Source organism: Nocardioides sp. GY 10113 (assembly GCF_004919105.1).
Taxonomy (GTDB): Bacteria; Actinomycetota; Actinomycetes; order Propionibacteriales; family Nocardioidaceae; genus Nocardioides.
Map to the genome: position 1 here is coordinate 1 of NZ_STGK01000013.1, position 15,079 is coordinate 15,079.

20 protein-coding genes are annotated in these 15,079 nt (G+C 72.9%); all 20 read left to right on the plus strand.

The annotated features are described in order from the left end of the window. The coding region (locus tag E8D34_RS15360) for a flagellin (RefSeq protein WP_136595534.1) at positions 1-572 on the plus strand (572 nt) is incomplete at its 5' end. Positions 573-764: 192 nt separating this feature from the next. Next, positions 765-2,102, plus strand: coding sequence for a flagellar filament capping protein FliD (gene fliD, locus E8D34_RS15365; RefSeq protein WP_136595535.1), 1,338 nt, complete (start codon positions 765-767; stop codon positions 2,100-2,102). A gap of 11 nt (positions 2,103-2,113) precedes the next feature. After that, a complete protein-coding gene (fliS, locus tag E8D34_RS15370) occupies positions 2,114-2,500 on the plus strand; it encodes a flagellar export chaperone FliS (RefSeq protein WP_136595536.1) in 387 nt (128 codons plus the stop codon). Further along, positions 2,497-2,814, plus strand: coding sequence for a hypothetical protein (locus tag E8D34_RS15375; RefSeq protein ID WP_136595537.1), 318 nt, complete (start codon positions 2,497-2,499; stop codon positions 2,812-2,814). The genes fliS and E8D34_RS15375 overlap by 4 nt, the downstream gene beginning before the upstream one ends. Before the next feature lie 228 nt (positions 2,815-3,042). Continuing rightward, entirely contained in the window at positions 3,043-3,426 is a 384-nt protein-coding gene (locus tag E8D34_RS15380) for a response regulator (protein WP_136595538.1), read from the plus strand. Next, positions 3,423-3,896 carry a chemotaxis protein CheX gene (locus E8D34_RS21095; protein ID WP_206056752.1) on the plus strand — a complete coding sequence of 158 codons (474 nt, stop codon included), beginning with the start codon at positions 3,423-3,425 and terminating at the stop codon, positions 3,894-3,896. The genes E8D34_RS15380 and E8D34_RS21095 overlap by 4 nt, the downstream gene beginning before the upstream one ends. A gap of 45 nt (positions 3,897-3,941) precedes the next feature. Then, positions 3,942-4,301 carry a response regulator gene (locus E8D34_RS15390; RefSeq protein WP_136595539.1) on the plus strand — a complete coding sequence of 120 codons (360 nt, stop codon included), beginning with the start codon at positions 3,942-3,944 and terminating at the stop codon, positions 4,299-4,301. A gap of 37 nt (positions 4,302-4,338) precedes the next feature. Beyond that, complete coding sequence (locus tag E8D34_RS15395; protein WP_136595540.1) at positions 4,339-4,818, plus strand: hypothetical protein; 480 nt, start codon at positions 4,339-4,341, stop codon at positions 4,816-4,818. A gap of 172 nt (positions 4,819-4,990) precedes the next feature. After that, complete coding sequence (locus E8D34_RS15400) at positions 4,991-5,347, plus strand: flagellar basal body protein (RefSeq protein ID WP_136595541.1); 357 nt, start codon at positions 4,991-4,993, stop codon at positions 5,345-5,347. Further along, complete coding sequence (locus E8D34_RS15405) at positions 5,344-5,736, plus strand: flagellar basal body rod C-terminal domain-containing protein (protein ID WP_136595542.1); 393 nt, start codon at positions 5,344-5,346, stop codon at positions 5,734-5,736. The genes E8D34_RS15400 and E8D34_RS15405 overlap by 4 nt, the downstream gene beginning before the upstream one ends. Beyond that, complete coding sequence (fliE, locus tag E8D34_RS15410; RefSeq protein ID WP_240771388.1) at positions 5,733-6,104, plus strand: flagellar hook-basal body complex protein FliE; 372 nt, start codon at positions 5,733-5,735, stop codon at positions 6,102-6,104. The genes E8D34_RS15405 and fliE overlap by 4 nt, the downstream gene beginning before the upstream one ends. A gap of 13 nt (positions 6,105-6,117) precedes the next feature. After that, positions 6,118-7,698, plus strand: a complete 1,581-nt coding sequence (gene fliF / locus E8D34_RS15415; protein ID WP_136595543.1) for a flagellar basal-body MS-ring/collar protein FliF — start codon at positions 6,118-6,120, stop codon at positions 7,696-7,698. Continuing rightward, entirely contained in the window at positions 7,695-8,726 is a 1,032-nt protein-coding gene (gene fliG, locus E8D34_RS15420; protein ID WP_240771389.1) for a flagellar motor switch protein FliG, read from the plus strand. Before fliF ends, fliG begins: the two co-directional genes overlap by 4 nt. Beyond that, positions 8,710-9,474: a hypothetical protein gene (locus E8D34_RS15425; protein WP_136595544.1), complete on the plus strand. Its 765-nt coding sequence runs from the start codon at positions 8,710-8,712 to the stop codon at positions 9,472-9,474. The genes fliG and E8D34_RS15425 overlap by 17 nt, the downstream gene beginning before the upstream one ends. Beyond that, entirely contained in the window at positions 9,474-10,790 is a 1,317-nt protein-coding gene (locus E8D34_RS15430) for a FliI/YscN family ATPase (protein ID WP_136595545.1), read from the plus strand. The genes E8D34_RS15425 and E8D34_RS15430 overlap by 1 nt, the downstream gene beginning before the upstream one ends. Beyond that, positions 10,787-11,242 carry a flagellar FliJ family protein gene (locus E8D34_RS15435; protein ID WP_136595546.1) on the plus strand — a complete coding sequence of 152 codons (456 nt, stop codon included), beginning with the start codon at positions 10,787-10,789 and terminating at the stop codon, positions 11,240-11,242. Before E8D34_RS15430 ends, E8D34_RS15435 begins: the two co-directional genes overlap by 4 nt. Continuing rightward, positions 11,239-12,294, plus strand: coding sequence for a transglycosylase SLT domain-containing protein (locus E8D34_RS15440; protein WP_136595547.1), 1,056 nt, complete (start codon positions 11,239-11,241; stop codon positions 12,292-12,294). Before E8D34_RS15435 ends, E8D34_RS15440 begins: the two co-directional genes overlap by 4 nt. Then, a complete protein-coding gene (locus E8D34_RS15445) occupies positions 12,294-13,628 on the plus strand; it encodes a flagellar hook-length control protein FliK (RefSeq protein ID WP_136595548.1) in 1,335 nt (444 codons plus the stop codon). The genes E8D34_RS15440 and E8D34_RS15445 overlap by 1 nt, the downstream gene beginning before the upstream one ends. A 9-nt stretch (positions 13,629-13,637) precedes the next feature. Beyond that, positions 13,638-14,123, plus strand: coding sequence for a flagellar hook capping FlgD N-terminal domain-containing protein (locus E8D34_RS15450; protein WP_136595549.1), 486 nt, complete (start codon positions 13,638-13,640; stop codon positions 14,121-14,123). A 41-nt stretch (positions 14,124-14,164) separates the two neighbouring features. Continuing rightward, complete coding sequence (locus E8D34_RS15455; RefSeq protein WP_136595550.1) at positions 14,165-15,031, plus strand: flagellar hook-basal body complex protein; 867 nt, start codon at positions 14,165-14,167, stop codon at positions 15,029-15,031. Positions 15,032-15,079 lie beyond the last annotated feature (48 nt).

A 15,079-nucleotide genomic window follows, 5' to 3' on the forward strand; every position in this document is an offset into this window, starting at 1 on the left:
TGCTCCAGCGCATGAACGACCTCGCCGTGCAGTACAACAACGGCACCCAGTCCGCCGACTCCCGGTCCGCCCTGTCGGCTGAGTTCCTCCAGCTGGCCAACGAGATCGTCCGCATCGAGGACAACACCAAGTTCAACGGCAACCAGATCTTCGACGGCTCCGCGAAGGCCTTCCAGGTCGGCTTCGACTCCGGCGACACCATCTCCATCTCGACCACGGCCGCCGCGGCGTTCACGACCACCGCCACCGCGGGGACGTTCGTCGCCGGCGACAGCATCGCCGGCGTGGCCGTCAGCATCGCCAACAGCAACGGGATCCAGACCGCGATCACCAACGTCTCGACCCAGCGGGCCGAGCTCGGTGCGATCCAGAACCGGTTCGAGCACACCGTGAACAACGTCAACACCGCGATCGAGAACCTCTCGGCCTCGGAGTCGCGCATCCGCGACACCGACATGGCCGCCGAGATGGCCGCCTTCACCCGCGCCAACGTGCTGTCCCAGGCCGGCACCGCGATGCTGGCCCAGGCCAACTCGACCTCGCAGAACGTGCTCCAGCTGCTCCGCGGCTGATCCCAGCACCTGAACCACCTCGCGTGCCGGTGGGCCTCTGAGCAGGCCCACCGGCACGCGTCGTTCCGCCCGGCGTCACTCCGGCGGACGACCCGGCCGACAACCCGGCCGACAACCCGTTCGGCCAGCCGCTCAAGCAGCCGCCCATCCGGCCGATGAACCACTCGACGACGAACCCCAGGGAGACGTGCGATGGCCTCGACCTCGAGCATCAGCGGACTGGTCAGCGGACTGGACACCGCCAGCCTGATCGACCAGCTGATGTCGCTGGAGGCGCGCCAGCAGACCAAGCTGAAGTACCAGGTCACCACCGAGACCTCCAAGGTGACCGCCCTGCAGCAGGTCAACAGCGCGCTGGCCACGCTGGCCGAGAAGGCCGCGGCGCTGGCGACCGCCTCCACCTCCGGCGGCACCTGGGGCAGCCTGACCGCCACCTCGTCGAGCACCGCGGTCACCGCGACCGCGACCGGCAGCGCCCTCCCGGGCAGCCTCACCGTCTCCGTCGACACCCTGGCCACCACGTCGCGGGCCACCGTGACCAGCGCCCTCACCGCGGGCTCGACGTACTCGCTGACCCTCGCGGACGGCAGCTCGGTCTCCTACACCACCGACGCCGACCCGAGCTACGCCGAGCTCGCCGCGCAGATCAACGCCTCGAGCTCGACCACCGGCCTCCAGGCCGTGGTGATCAACGACGGCTCGGCCGGCGGCGTGCTGCAGATCCGCTCCACCGCCACCGGCGACGCCTCGAACTTCTCGATCTCCGACGGGACGCACACGATCTCCTCGCGGGACACCGCGACCGGCGGCGTGGCCGGGGTCGACGGCCGGATCACCGTCAACGGCGTGACCGTCACGGGATCCTCCAACACCTACGCCAACGTCGTCGACGGCGTCACCCTCACCGCCACGGCGGAGACGACGACCGACGCGACCGTCACGCTCGCCCGCGACGCCAGCTCGCGCAGCGACGCGATCAAGGACCTCGTCGACAGCGTCAACAACGTGCTGACCCTGATCGGCACGAAGACCGCGGTGAGCTCGAGCAGCAGCGGCACCAGCGCGTCCACGCTCACCGGCGACTCGACCGTGCGCCAGGCCTCCTACGCCCTGGTCTCCGCCATCTGGCCCGACGGCGGCGGCTCGTTGTCGCAGTACGGCGTCGAGCTGGACCGCTACGGCAAGTACACCTTCGACGCCGACAAGTTCGCGGAGGCCTACGCGGCCGACCCCGACGCCACCACGGCCGCCTTCGTCGGTACCGACGGCCTGGCCGCGCGGGTGCAGGGCGTCGCCGAGGCCGCCTCGGACAAGTACGACGGCTACATCACGAACTCGGTCAACGGGCACAACAGCACCATCGAACGGCTCAACGACCGCATCGCCGAGTGGGACGACCGGCTGGCGCTGCGTCGCACGACGCTGGAGAAGCAGTACACCGCCCTGGAGACGCTGCTCTCCAACCTCAACGCCCAGTCGAGCTGGCTGACCAGCACGATCTCGTCGATGACGAGCTCGTCCTCGGAGTAAGGGAGACCACCTTGTACAGCAGTGCCCTCGGCGCCCGCGCCGCCTACACCGACAACTCCCTCGCCACCGCCTCGCCGGCGCGGCTCCTGGTCATGCTGATGGACCGGCTGGTCCTCGACATCGAGCGCGGCCTCGCCGCCACCGAGGCCGCGGACTGGGAGGAGGCGCGCCGCAACCTGCTGCACGCCCAGGACATCGTGCTCGAGCTCGAGGTCGGCCTCGACGCCGACGCGATGACCGGCGGCAAGCAGCTGGCCGCTCTCTACGCCTACCTTCGGGGCCGGCTGGTGGACGCCAACGTCCACCGTGATGCCACCGCAGCGACCGAGGCCCGCGGCCTCGCCCAGCACCTGGCGGAGACGTGGCGTCAGGCCGCCCTCCAGGCGGCGGTCCAGTGAGCGCGCCGGAGTCGTGGGAGGAGGCGCTGGTGCGCCTCGAGGCCCACGTCGACCGCGCCGAGGGGATCATCAGCGGGCTGGCCGCCCCTGACGACGAGCGGGACGCCGAGCCATGGGTCGAGCCCACCGGACTGGGACCGATGCCGACCGAGTTCCTCTTCCGGGCCAAGGAGCTGCTGGAGCGCCAGCAGAGGCTGATGGCCACGCTGCCGGCGCTGCTGGCCGACAACCAGGCACAGCGGCAGGTGGCGAGCAAGGTGAGCGACGCCACCGCGACCAAGGCCGGGCCGGTCTACCTCGACGTCACGGCCTGACGGTCGGGTGGTTTCGAGGCTCGCTCCGCTCGCACCTCGACCACCGCAGGCGGATCGCTTCGCTCCCACCTCAACCACCGGTCCGCCGCTGGTTGAGGTGCGAGGCGCCCCGGCGCCGAGCCTCGAAACCAAGGCACCACGCGCGAGTCGGCAGGAAGTTTCTGCCGGCTCGCGGCGCTTTTCGCCCCGCCGCCTCAGAAGTCAGTCCGCGCCGACGATGAGTACGGCATGCGCGCGTTGATCATCGACGACTCCCGCACCATGCGGAGCATCCTGCGGCGGATCGTCACCGGGCTCGGGTTCGAGACCGCCGAGGCCGGCGACGGCCAGGAGGCCCTGGACGCGATGGAGGCCGGCTTCGTGCCCGACCTCTGCCTGATCGACTGGAACATGCCGGTGATGGACGGCTACACGTTCGTCACCCGGGTCCGGGACCGCGAGGAGTGGCGCGACGTGACGCTGATGATGGTCACCACCGAGAGCGAGCACTCCCAGATCGTCCGCGCCCTGGCCGCCGGCGCCCACGAGTACGTCATCAAGCCCTTCACGCCCGACGCGATCATCGACAAGCTCGACCTGCTCGGGCTTCTCACCACCCAGGAGGCAGTGTGAGCACCACCGAGGCCCCGGCACCGCTGCTCGAGGACGTCCTCGCCGTCACCCAGGAGGTCTGGCACTCCCTGGCCGGCGACGGCGAGGAGCTCCTCCCCCACCCGGTCGCCGCCGGCGCGCGCTTCGACGCCGACGAGCCGTGGTCGACCACCGTCACCGTCAGCGGCGGCTGGCAGGGCAGCATCACCGTCGAGCTCGGCCTGGACCTGGCGCGCACGCTGACCCGGCGGATGCTGGCGATGGGGGACGACGAGCCGCTGGACGACGCCGACCTCGCCGACGCCGTCGGCGAGCTGGTGAACATGGTCGGCGGCAGCCTGAAGAGCATCCTGCCCGGGCCCAGCGCGCTGTCCCTGCCGACCGTCGCCGCCGGACGCGCGGCGTTCGGCTCCGAGATGAACCGGGCCGCGTGCCTGGACGTCCGCTGGCACGAGCACCCGCTCCGCGTCAGCGTCCACGTCCCGGCCTGACCGGCCGCCCCCACCCCGCACCGAGCAGCACCCCGAGGAGCACCCATGAAGATCCTGATCGCCGACGACAGCCGCGTGATGCGTCAGATCGTGATCCGGACCCTGCGTCAGGCCGGCCACGGCGGCCACGAGATCGTCGAGGCCGAGAACGGCCGTCAGGCGCTGGACATGGTCACCACCGAGGCGCCCGACCTGGTGCTCTCGGACTGGAACATGCCCGAGATGAACGGCATCGACTGCCTCACCTCGCTGCGCGGCGCCGGCTCCCAGGTCCCGTTCGGCTTCGTCACCTCGGAGGGCTCCGACGAGATGCGCGAGCGCGCGGCCGCGGCCGGCGCCGCGTTCCTGATCGCCAAGCCGTTCACGCCCGAGGCGTTCGACGAGGCGCTGCGCACGGTCATCTGACCGCACCGTCCCTGCTTCACTTTCTCGGAGGATCCCTGTGCCCGTCCACCTGCCTCAGCCCAAGGAGATGCGCGACGTCCTGGGCGACCTGCTCGGTCGCGAGGTCACGCTGCGCCCCGGCATCCCGTTCGCGCCCGGACCGGACACCCCGGCCACCGTCGCCTTGTACGTCGACGACACCGTCCGCGTCTCGGCGGTGATCGCGTGCGACCTCGCCTTCTCGGCGTACGCCGGTGGGGCGATCGGCCTCACCCCGCTCGCCGACACCCAGGCCGCGGTCAACGCCGGCAAGCTCGACGACACGCTGGCCGAGAACCTGGGCGAGGTGCTCAACATCATCGCCTCGATCTTCAACGTGCCGGGCGCCGACCACCTGCGCCTGCACGGCGTGCACCCGGCCGGTCCGCCCCTGGAGCCGTGGGTCCGGATGCACACCCTGACGCTGGGCCGACGCGAGGACCTGGTGGTCGACATCGCCGGGTACGGCCAGGGCCAGCTCTCGATCATCCTGACCTGAGCGATCGGCCAGCGCCTGCGGGACGTTCGTCCTGACTTTGTCGCCGGAGTCACACCAGGCTCAGGTTCACCAGGCCGCGGCCGATGACCCACGCGAGCACGGATCGCTCGCCCCCCTGCCGAAGGACCGGCGCCCTCCACCATCTCGGGTGGACCACACAGAGGGAAGACACGTGTCCTTTGCTGCAACCGACGCCGTCGGCCTGGTGCTGCACACGGCGATCAACGGCCTCGCCCTGCGCCAGCAGGTGACCGCCGACAACATCGCGAACGTCGACACCCCCGGGTTCCGGGCCAGTGCCGTGGAGTTCGAGAGCGCCCTCAGTGCGGCGATCCAGCGCGGCGGCTTCCGCGGCGAGGTCACCCCGACCACCGAGCCGACCACGACGCCGCTCGGCGAGAACGGCAACAACGTGGACCTCCGCAAGGAGTCGCTGTCCGCGATCCAGACGCAGTACCAGTACCAGATCATGGGTCGCGCGATCAGCGACCGGCACACGATCCTCACCACCGTGGCAGGTGCCCAGTGAGCGCCTTCGACACCCTGCGGATCGCCAACACCTCGCTCGGCGCCCACCAGACCTGGCTGGACGCACTGGCCAACAACATCGCCAACGCGAACACGATCAGCCGCACCGACGAGGACGCGTTCCAGGCCACCTACGTGGTCTTCGACTCCCGCGACGACGGCGGCGTGGCGGTCACCGGCTTCGAGTCCTCCGACGCCGCCGGCCGGATGGTCAACGACCCGGCGAGCCCGCTGGCCGACGCCGACGGCTACGTCCGCGCCCCCGACATCGACATGTCGGCCCAGATGAGCGAGCTGATCATGGCCCAGCGCGGCTTCCAGGCGTCGGTGCAGACCACCAAGCACGCCCAGGAGACCTACGCCTCGGCCCTCCAGATCGGGGCGAAGTGAGCATCGGGCCCCTGGAGCCGCTCTCCAGCATCGTCGGCGGCTCGACGAGCAACCTGGCCACTGCCGTGTCGGGCAGCACGCTGCTGCCCACGGACGTGTCGGGTGTCTCGGGCGCCTCCGGGGTGACCGCCGCGAGCCGCGCCAACGGCGCCGAGTTCGGCGACCTGGTCATCGACGGCATCGACCGCCTCGAGGGACTGACCGACAAGGCCGACCACCTCGCCGTCCAGGCCGCCACCGGGCAGCTGGACAACATCCACGACTACACGATCGCCGCCAGCGAGGCCCAGGTCGCCACCCAGCTGACCGTGGCCCTGCGCAACAAGGCGCTCGAGGCCTTCAACGAGATCATGCGGATGCAGGTCTGAGGGGGCCTGACCGATGCGCACCAAGCTCACCTCCACGCTCGACCGCGCCCGCGCGACCTTCACCGAGTTCACCGCCGGCCAGAAGGCCGTCGCGATCGTCGGCGGCGGCGCCCTGCTGATCGCCGCGTTCCTGGTCTTCCGATGGGTCGCCGCGCCGACGTACGCGCCGCTGTACTCGGGCCTCTCCGGCGCCGACGCGTCGGCGGTCATCGACGAGCTCGAGACCGAGGGCGTGTCGTACAAGATCACCGGCAACGGCAGCACCGTCATGGTGCCGCGCGCCGACGTCTACTCCACCCGGATCGCACTGTCCGGCAAGGGCCTGCCCGCCAGCAACGACGGCGGCTACTCGATCCTCGACGACTCCAGCCTCTCCACCTCGGAGTTCAAGGAGCAGACCGACTTCAAGCGCGCCATGGAGGGCGAGCTGTCGAAGACCATCGAGGCGATCGACGGCATCCAGACCGCCGTGGTGCACCTGGCGATGCCGGAGAAGGAGGTCTTCACCGACACCCAGGACCCGGTCACCGCCTCGGTCCTGGTCGACACCAAGACCGGCGTCACGCTCGGCGACGAGCAGGTGCAGGCGATCGTGAACCTGGTCGCCTCGAGCATCGACGGCCTGGACCCGAAGAGGGTCACGGTCGCCGACGCCAGCGGCAAGGTGCTCTCCAGCCCCAACGACGACGCGAACGGCGTCGCCTCCACCCGCGCCAAGGCCGTCGAGCAGTACCAGAGCTCCGTCCAGGCCAAGATCCAGGCGCTGATGGACACCGTGGTCGGCCCGGGCAACTCCAGCACCGTGGTCACCGCCCAGCTCGACTTCGACAAGGCGGTCACCGAGACCAACGAGTACCTGCAGCCCGCTGACGACGCCCCGCCGCTGACCTCCTCGGAGACGAGCGAGGTCTACAGCGGCGACCCGGGCGCGGTCGACGAGACCGGCGGCGTGGTCGGGGCCGACGGCGACATGGGCACCGACACCACCGCCGGCGACGGCTCCTACTCCAACCGCAGCCTCACCCTCGACAACCCGTACGGCACCCGCAACGAGCGCCGCGAGTCGGCCGCCGGGGCGCTGCAGCAGCAGAACATCAGCGTCGCCGTGGACGCCACCGCCGCCGCCGCCATCCAGCCGGAGGCGATCAAGGCGATGATCTCCTCCGCGGTCGGGATCAAGCCCCGGCGCGGCGACACCGTCGAGGTCACCGTCGTGCCCTTCGACCGCTCCGCGGCCGACGCCGCCGCCGATGCGCTGGCCAAGGCCGAGGCCGAGGACGCCCAGGCCGCGCGGATGGAGATGCTGCGCAACATCGGCATCGCCGGGTTCATCGCCCTGGCGATCCTCCTCGCCTGGTTCCAGGCCCGCCGCCGCGCGGCCGCACGCGCCGAGGCGACCGAGTACCTGGTCGAGCAGATCAAGGCCGACCAGGCCGCCCGGGCCATCGAGACCGCCCCGGCGGTCGCGGCCCTCGAGGTCGCCGAGGAGACCGAGGAGGACCGGATCCGCGACGAGCTGCTCGACCTGGTCGACAAGCAGCCCGCCGACGTCGCCGCGCTCCTGCGCGGCTGGCTCGTGGAGCCGCGCTCATGACGCTGATGACCACCACCGGACCGATCACCTCGGGCCTCGGGATCCGCAAGGCTGCCGTGCTCCTGGTGCAGCTCGGCAAGGACCGCGCCTCCCAGGTGCTGTCCCACCTCTCCGACGCGGAGGTCGAGGCGATCTCCGCCGAGATCACCCGCCTGGACTCGATCACCGCCGCCGAGACCGTCGCGGTGATGGGCGAGTTCCACGACCTGGTCACCGCGCACGCCCACGTCGTGCAGGGCGGCTTCGGGTTCGCCTCGCAGCTGCTGGAGGAGTCACTCGGCCCCGAGCGGGCCAAGGAGGTCCTCGAGCGCCTGCAGGCCGCCGCGGTCCAGATGCCGTTCCAGTTCCTGCACCGGGCAGACCCCGCCCAGCTGCGCGGCTTCATCGCCGACGAGCACCCGCAGGTGATCGCGCTGGTGCTGGCGCACATGGCCCCCGAGAAGGCTTCCCTGCTTCTCAGCGGCCTGCCGGCGCACCAGCAGGCGGTGGTCGCGCACCGGATCGCGGTGATGGACCGGACCTCCCCGGAGATCATCCGGACCGTCGAGAGCATCCTGGAGCGCAAGCTCTCCTCGATGCTCTCCCCCGCGGAGGTCTCCCAGGTCGGCGGTCTCGACCCGCTGGTCGACATCATCAACCGCTCCGACCGGCCCACCGAGCGCCAGATCGTGGAGGGCCTCGAGGGACTCGACGCCGCGCTCGCCGAAGAGGTCAAGAGCCGGATGTTCATGTTCGAGGACATCGTCAGCCTGGAGGACCGTTCGGTCCAGCAGGTGCTGCGGCAGGTGGACACCGCCGAGCTCGCGCTCGCGATCAAGGGCGTCAGCCAGAGCGTCCGCAGCAAGATCACCTCGAACCTGTCGGAGCGCGCCGCCGAGAACCTGCTCGAGGAGGTCGAGATGCTCGGCGCGGTCCGCCTGGCCCAGGTCGAGGAGGCCCAGCAGGGCGTCATCCGCACCATCCGCCAGCTCGAGGAGCAGGGTCAGATCACGATCCGCCGCGGAGGCGAAGATGAGTTCGTCGTCTGAGTTCCGCGCCGCGAGGCCCGACACCGCCGGTCCGACGGCGGTCGCCCCCGCGGAGTCCGCGGCGGGTGCGGGGCTCCGGTCACTGCCGCTGCCCGAGCTGCGCCGGGGCGGCTGGACGCGCCTGGGCGGCTCGTCGGTGCTCGGCGACCAGCTGACCGAGTCCCTGCTCGGCGAGCTGGCCGAGCAGGCGCGCAGCGCCGCCACCGCCCAGGGGTACGCCGTGGGCTGGGCGCAGGGTCGCCGGGAGGCCGCCGCGGAGGCGGCCGAGCGGGAGGCCGTCGTGGCCGCGCGGCGCGCCGCCGAGGACGAGCGCCGCGAGGCCGAGCACCGCGAGGCGCTCGCCGGGATCGGCCGCGCGGCGGACGAGGTCCGCGGCCTGCTCGCCGACCTGGCCGGCAGCCTCGAGGAGCAGGGCACCGAGCTGGCGTTCGCGCTGGTCGCCGAGCTGCTGGGGCACCAGGTCCGACTCGAGGGCGGGGCCGACGTGGTGCGGCGTGTGCTGGCCGTGCTCCCCGACCGTCCCCTGGCCACCGTGCGACTCTCCCCCGCGGCGGCCGACTCCCCCGCGGCCACCGAGCTGGCCGAGCGCGGCGTCGAGGTGCGCCGCGACGCTGCCCTGGGACGCGGCGACGCCGTCGTGGAGTGCGACGGATCCATCGTCGACCTGCGCCTGGACCGTGCGCTGGAGCGCGTCCGCGCTGCCCTCGACGTGGCCTCCGATGGGGCTTCCGGGGTGGCTGAGCGCTGATGGCCGTCCTGACCCCCGAGGCGGCCGCGCGCGCCCACGCCGCCGCCCGCCCCCTGCACCTGGGCACCGTCACCGAGCTGGTCGGCCTGCACCTGGAGGTGCGCGGGCTCGCCGCCGCCGTCGGCGACCTGCTCGAGGTGCGCACCGCGACCGGCCCGCTGCTCGCCGAGGTCGTCGCGCTGCGCCCGGGCGCCAGCGTCTGCCTGCCGCTCGGCGGCACCGCCGGCGTGCGGATCGGCGACCCGGTGGCCAGCACCGGCGGCCCCCTGCGGATCCACGTCGGCGAGGCGCTGCGCGGGCGGGTCGTCGACGGCCTCGGCCGCCCCGTCGACGGCGGCCCGGCCCTCGGCGCACCCGGCGACGGCACGGTCCAGGTGGAGGTCGACAACGAGGCCCCGAACGCGCTGTCGCGGCCCCGGATCGCGCAGCCGCTCGCGCTGGGCGTGCGCGCCCTCGACGCGTTGGTGCCCTGCGGTCGCGGCCAGCGGATCGGGATCATGGCCGGCTCGGGCGTCGGCAAGTCCTCCCTGCTCTCGATGATCGCGCGCGGCACGGACGCGGCGATCAACGTGATCGCGCTGATCGGCGAGCGCGGTCGCGAGGTGCGCGAGTTCATCGAGGGCGACCTCGGCGCCGAGGGCCTGGCCCGGTCGGTGGTCGTCGTCGCCACCTCCGACGCACCCGCCGTGGAGCGGATGCGCGCCGCCTTCACCGCCACCCGGATCGCCGAGTGGTTCCGGGACAGCGGCCGGGACGTCGTACTGATGATGGACTCGCTGACCCGCGTCTCGATGGCGCAGCGCGAGATCGGCCTCTCCGCCGGGGAGCCGCCCGCCACGCGTGGCTACCCGCCCAGCGTCTTCGGCCTGATGCCGCGACTGCTGGAGCGCGCCGGCACCTCCGCGACCGGCTCGATCACCGGCCTCTACACCGTGCTGGTGGAGGGCGACGACCTGCAGGACCCGATCGGCGACACCGCCCGGTCGATCCTCGACGGTCACGTGGTGCTCTCCCGCGACCTGGCCACCAGCGGCCACTTCCCCGCCATCGACGTGCTGGAGTCGATCTCCCGGGTCACCTCGGCGGTGACCACGGCCCCGCAGCAGGAGTCGGCCCGCGCGCTGCGCCGGATGCTAGCGGCCCACCGATCGGTCAAGGAGCTGGTGGAGATCGGCGCCTACGTGCGCGGCGCCGACCCGTACGCCGACGCCGCACTGAACCGGCTGCCGCGGATCGAGGAGTTCCTGCAGCAGCGGATGGACGACACCACCCCGGCCGCGGAGACGTGGCAGCGGCTCGCGGAGCTGGTCGCATGAGCACCCACCGCGACGACCGGGGGCTCGCCGCCGTGCGCCGGGTCCGGGAGGTGCGCGAGCAGGACAGCCGGCTCGGCCTGCAGCGGGCAGCCGCCGAGGAGGGCGTGGCCACGTCGCTGTTCACCGGTCTGCAGGACCGGCTGGCCGGCACCGGGGTGCCCGCCGAGACCGCCCCCGGCTCGCTGCTGGTGCTGCGCACCGCGCTGGCCGGGCTCGGCGACCGGGTGGTCGAGGCCCGCACCGCGGCGGCGACCGCGCACGCGGTCACCGACGAGGCCCGCAGCCACTGGTCCGCCGACCGCACCCGGCTGGCCGCGATCGAGCACCTGCTCGCCCGTCGCGCCGCGGCGCGCCGCGCAGAGGCGGACCGCCGCGAGGCGCGTGAGGCCGACGACATCGCGGCGCAGCGGTGGCTGCGCGCCAGCGGCGACCACCGGGAGGCATCGCGATGAGCATCGACACCGTCACCGCACGGATCGCGGAGATCCAGGGCCGGATCGCCCGGCTCTCCCTGCTCGGCGCGCCGGGCGTGGCGACCACCGCGACGTCGGCCGCGTCGAGCGGCTCCTCGAGCCGGGCGACGACCGCCGCGGACTTCGCCGCGACGCTCGCCGCCGCCCGCACCACGACCGGGACCACCGGCACCTCCGGCAACGACGGCCGCGTCACCGGGGAGGACGTGGTCGCCGAGGCGCGCAAGTACCTCGGCCTGCCCTACGTGTGGGGCGGCACCGACCCGTCGAAGGGCCTGGACTGCTCCGGGCTGGTCCAGCTCGTCTACAAGAACCTCGGCTACGACCTGCCCCGCGTCTCCTACCAGCAGGCGGCGGAGGGCCGGCCGGTGGCCAGCCTCGCCGAGGCCCGGCCCGGCGACCTGATCGCGTGGGACAACTCCAGCCGCAACGACGGCGTCGACCACATCGCGATCTACATCGGGAACGGCAAGATGATCGAGGCGCCCCGCACCGGCCTGGACGTCCGGATCATCGACGTGCCGACCACGCCGGACGTGATCCGGCGGATCCTCCCGGACTCCACCACCGGCGGCGCGTCCGGGGTCAGCGCGCTCGCCGCGCGGACCGCCGTCGACGCCATCGGGCTGGCCGGCCTGGATGCCCGCGTGGACGGGTCGGTGCCCTATGCGAGCCTGATCAACGCCGCGGCGGCGCGCACCGGAGTGCCCGGCGAGCTGATCGCCGCGGTGGCCCGCCAGGAGTCGGCCTTCAACCCGAAGGCGGTGAGCTCCGCCGGCGCCCAGGGGCTGATGCAGCTGATGCCGGGCACCGCGGCCGGCCTCGGCGTGACCAACTCCTTCGACCCCGCGCAGGCGATCGACGGCGGCGCACGCCTGCTGTCGACCCTCCTCGACCGGTTCGGCCGGGTCGACCTCGCCCTGGCCGCCTACAACGCCGGCCCCGGCGCGGTCCTCCGGTACGACGGCGTGCCGCCGTACGCGGAGACCCAGAACTACGTGAAGAGCGTGATGGCGATGGTGAGGTCCTGATGAGCGTGACCCCGTTCCTTCCGATGCCCGCGCCCGCCCCCGCGGCCGCGTCGGCGAGTCCGAAGGGCTCCGACCGCGGTGACGCCGAGGGCCAGCAGGGCTCGGGCGACCAGTCCTTCGCCGCGCTGCTGCTCGGCTTCGCCGCTGCTCCCGCCGCGCCCGTCGTGGTCGAGGCCGTCGCTGCCCCGGCCGGGACGGCCGCCGCCGGTGCGCTCGCGGTCGACGCGGGCACCGGGGCCGGGGCCACCGCCTCCACCGCCTCCACCGCCCCCGCCGGCGTGCCCACCGGCCCGGCCACCGACGTGGCCGCTCTGACGGCTTCCGCCGCCGCGGACGTGCCGACCGACGCGGCCATCGCGCCGGCTGCCGTGCCGGCGCCGGGCGTCGGCACGACGGCCGGCACCGCGGCGCCCAGCGCTGCCGGCGAGGCGGACGGCACGACCGGCGCACACGGCGCGGCACCCTCCGCCGCCGCGCACGGCGCCGCCGGCTCCGACGCGTCCGCCGACCGGGGCACCGGCCAGGAGACCGACGGGGCGACCGGCCGGTCCGCCGAGGCGGCGCCGGCCGCGGCCGCGCACCGCTCCGCCGCCGCGGAGCCCGGTCCCAGCACGAGCCCCACCACGAGCGCCGCCACGAGTGCCGGCGCCGGTGCGCCGACCGTCGCCGCGCCGGAGGCCGCCGCTGCTCCCGTCGGCACCCACACCGGCACCGACGCGACGGCGGAGGCCGCGCTGCGGCGTACCTTCCCCGAGATCACCAAGCTCTCCACCGGCGGCAACGGCACCCACCGGCTGACCATGGTGCTGCAGCCCGAGCACCTCGGCGAGGTGCGGGTGAACCTGGTGGTCCGCGACGGCTCGGTACGGGTCAGCATCGCCGGCGACCCGGGCAACGCCGCGGTCCAGCGGGCGCTGGAGTCGGGCGCGGGCCAGCTGCAGCGCATGATCGAGCTCGCCGGCGCCTCCGACGCACGGGTCCGGATCGGCGACCACGCGGGCTTCGGCCTGCTCGCCACCGCCGCCCCCGCGACCGCCCCGTCGGCCGGCCAGCAGGCCTCCGGCCAGGGGACGGGGCAGGGAGCCGGGTCGGGCAGCGACCAGCAGTCGGGCGCGACCGACGCGGGTGCCGACGGCGGCGCCGGTCAGGGCGGCTCGGCGGCCGGTTCGCACCGCCAGGGCGACGGGCGCACCTGGCTCGACCGGCTCACCGCCCAGGCGTCCGCCGGCAGCTCACCCGTCGGCACCGCGGCCGCCGCCCCCACGGGCGCCGCCACCGACTCCACCGCCAGCCAGACGGGCCGCCCGACCGGGCGCCTGGACCGGAACCTCTGAGGAGAGACCATGTCCGTTTCCGGAACCGAGAGCGTCACCTCGCCCTTCGCGCTGACCGGCGCCGCCCCGACGACGTCCACGAGCACGACCTCGGCCAGCGACGACAAGCAGATGTTCCTGGAGCTGATGGTCGCCCAGCTCCGCTACCAGGACCCGCTCAACCCGACCGACTCCAGCGAGATGCTCGCCCAGTCGGCCCAGTTCAGCGCGCTGGAGGCGATGCAGAACGTCGCCGACCAGACGGCGCTGGTGGCGACCTCGACCCTCGCCTTCGGGGCCAGCGGCATGATCGGCAAGACCGTCCGCTGGACCGACGCCGACGGCATCGAGCAGACCGGGACCGTCCAGGGCGCCACGTTCACCGCGTCGGGCCCCGTGCTCAGCGTGGACGGCCACGAGGTCTCGCTCTTCAGCCTGACCAGCGTCGGCGACGCGCCGACGATCACCGACCCGACCGACTCCAGCACCGACTCCAGCCCCGACACCCGCGCCTGACCCGGCACCACTGATCCAGCACCAACGAAAGGTTCACCACCATGTTGCGTTCCCTCTTCGCCGGCATCAGCGGCCTGCGCACCAACCAGTCCATGCTCGACGTCACCGGCAACAACATCGCCAACGCGAACACCACCGGCTTCAAGTCCAGCAGCACCGTCTTCTCCGACACCCTCAGCCAGATGCTGACCGCCGCCTCCGCCGGCAACGCCGACCGCGGCGGCACCAACCCCGTCCAGGTCGGCCTCGGCGTGCAGCTCGCGGCGACCGCCCTCAACCTCAACCAGGGCTCGGCACAGACCACGGGCCGCACCACCGACCTGATGATCCAGGGCGACGGCTTCTTCGTCCTGCGCGACGGCCAGGAGAACGTCTACACCCGCGCCGGCGCCTTCACCTTCGACCAGTCGGGCGTCCTGGTGGCCCCCAGCGGCATGCGGGTCCAGGGCTACGCGGTCGACGCCGCCGGTGCGGTGGACACCACCGCACTGGTCGACGTCACCCTCGACACCACCGCGCTCGGCCTCGGCGTCGACGCCAGCGGCAACCCGATCGAGCTGACGTCGTACTCGATCTCGGCCGACGGCAAGATCCGCGGCGTCTTCTCCGACGGCGTGCAGCGCGACGTCGCCCAGCTCGCGATCGCCGACTTCAACAACCCCGCCGGCCTGGAGAAGATCGGCGACACCGCGTTCCGCGAGTCCGCGAACTCCGGCGTGGCCGAGCTCGGCACCGCCGGCCAGGGGCAGCGCGGCCAGCTGATGGCCGGCGCGCTGGAGATGTCGAACGTCGACCTCTCCGCGGAGTTCACCAACCTGATCCTCGCCCAGCGCGGCTTCCAGGCCAGCTCGCGGGTGATCACCACCAGCGACCAGGTCCTGGAGGAGCTGGTCAACATCAAGCGCTGATCCCGCGCCCGCGGTGACGCGGGAATCGTCACACCCGCTCAGGTAACC

What these genes read in the sequence shown, in the direction of transcription:
- E8D34_RS15455 (WP_136595550.1), top strand. Translation starts at nt 14,165, where the DNA reads ATGTTGCGTTCCCTCTTCGCCGGCATCAGCGGCCTGCGCACCAACCAG.
- E8D34_RS15445 (WP_136595548.1), top strand. Translation starts at nt 12,294, where the DNA reads ATGAGCGTGACCCCGTTCCTTCCGATGCCCGCGCCCGCCCCCGCGGCC.
- E8D34_RS15390 (WP_136595539.1), top strand. Translation starts at nt 3,942, where the DNA reads ATGAAGATCCTGATCGCCGACGACAGCCGCGTGATGCGTCAGATCGTG.
- fliG (WP_240771389.1), top strand. Translation starts at nt 7,695, where the DNA reads ATGACGCTGATGACCACCACCGGACCGATCACCTCGGGCCTCGGGATC.
- E8D34_RS15430 (WP_136595545.1), top strand. Translation starts at nt 9,474, where the DNA reads ATGGCCGTCCTGACCCCCGAGGCGGCCGCGCGCGCCCACGCCGCCGCC.
- fliD (WP_136595535.1), top strand. Translation starts at nt 765, where the DNA reads ATGGCCTCGACCTCGAGCATCAGCGGACTGGTCAGCGGACTGGACACC.
- E8D34_RS15440 (WP_136595547.1), top strand. Translation starts at nt 11,239, where the DNA reads ATGAGCATCGACACCGTCACCGCACGGATCGCGGAGATCCAGGGCCGG.
- E8D34_RS15435 (WP_136595546.1), top strand. Translation starts at nt 10,787, where the DNA reads ATGAGCACCCACCGCGACGACCGGGGGCTCGCCGCCGTGCGCCGGGTC.
- fliF (WP_136595543.1), top strand. Translation starts at nt 6,118, where the DNA reads ATGCGCACCAAGCTCACCTCCACGCTCGACCGCGCCCGCGCGACCTTC.
- E8D34_RS15425 (WP_136595544.1), top strand. Translation starts at nt 8,710, where the DNA reads ATGAGTTCGTCGTCTGAGTTCCGCGCCGCGAGGCCCGACACCGCCGGT.
- E8D34_RS15380 (WP_136595538.1), top strand. Translation starts at nt 3,043, where the DNA reads ATGCGCGCGTTGATCATCGACGACTCCCGCACCATGCGGAGCATCCTG.
- E8D34_RS15450 (WP_136595549.1), top strand. Translation starts at nt 13,638, where the DNA reads ATGTCCGTTTCCGGAACCGAGAGCGTCACCTCGCCCTTCGCGCTGACC.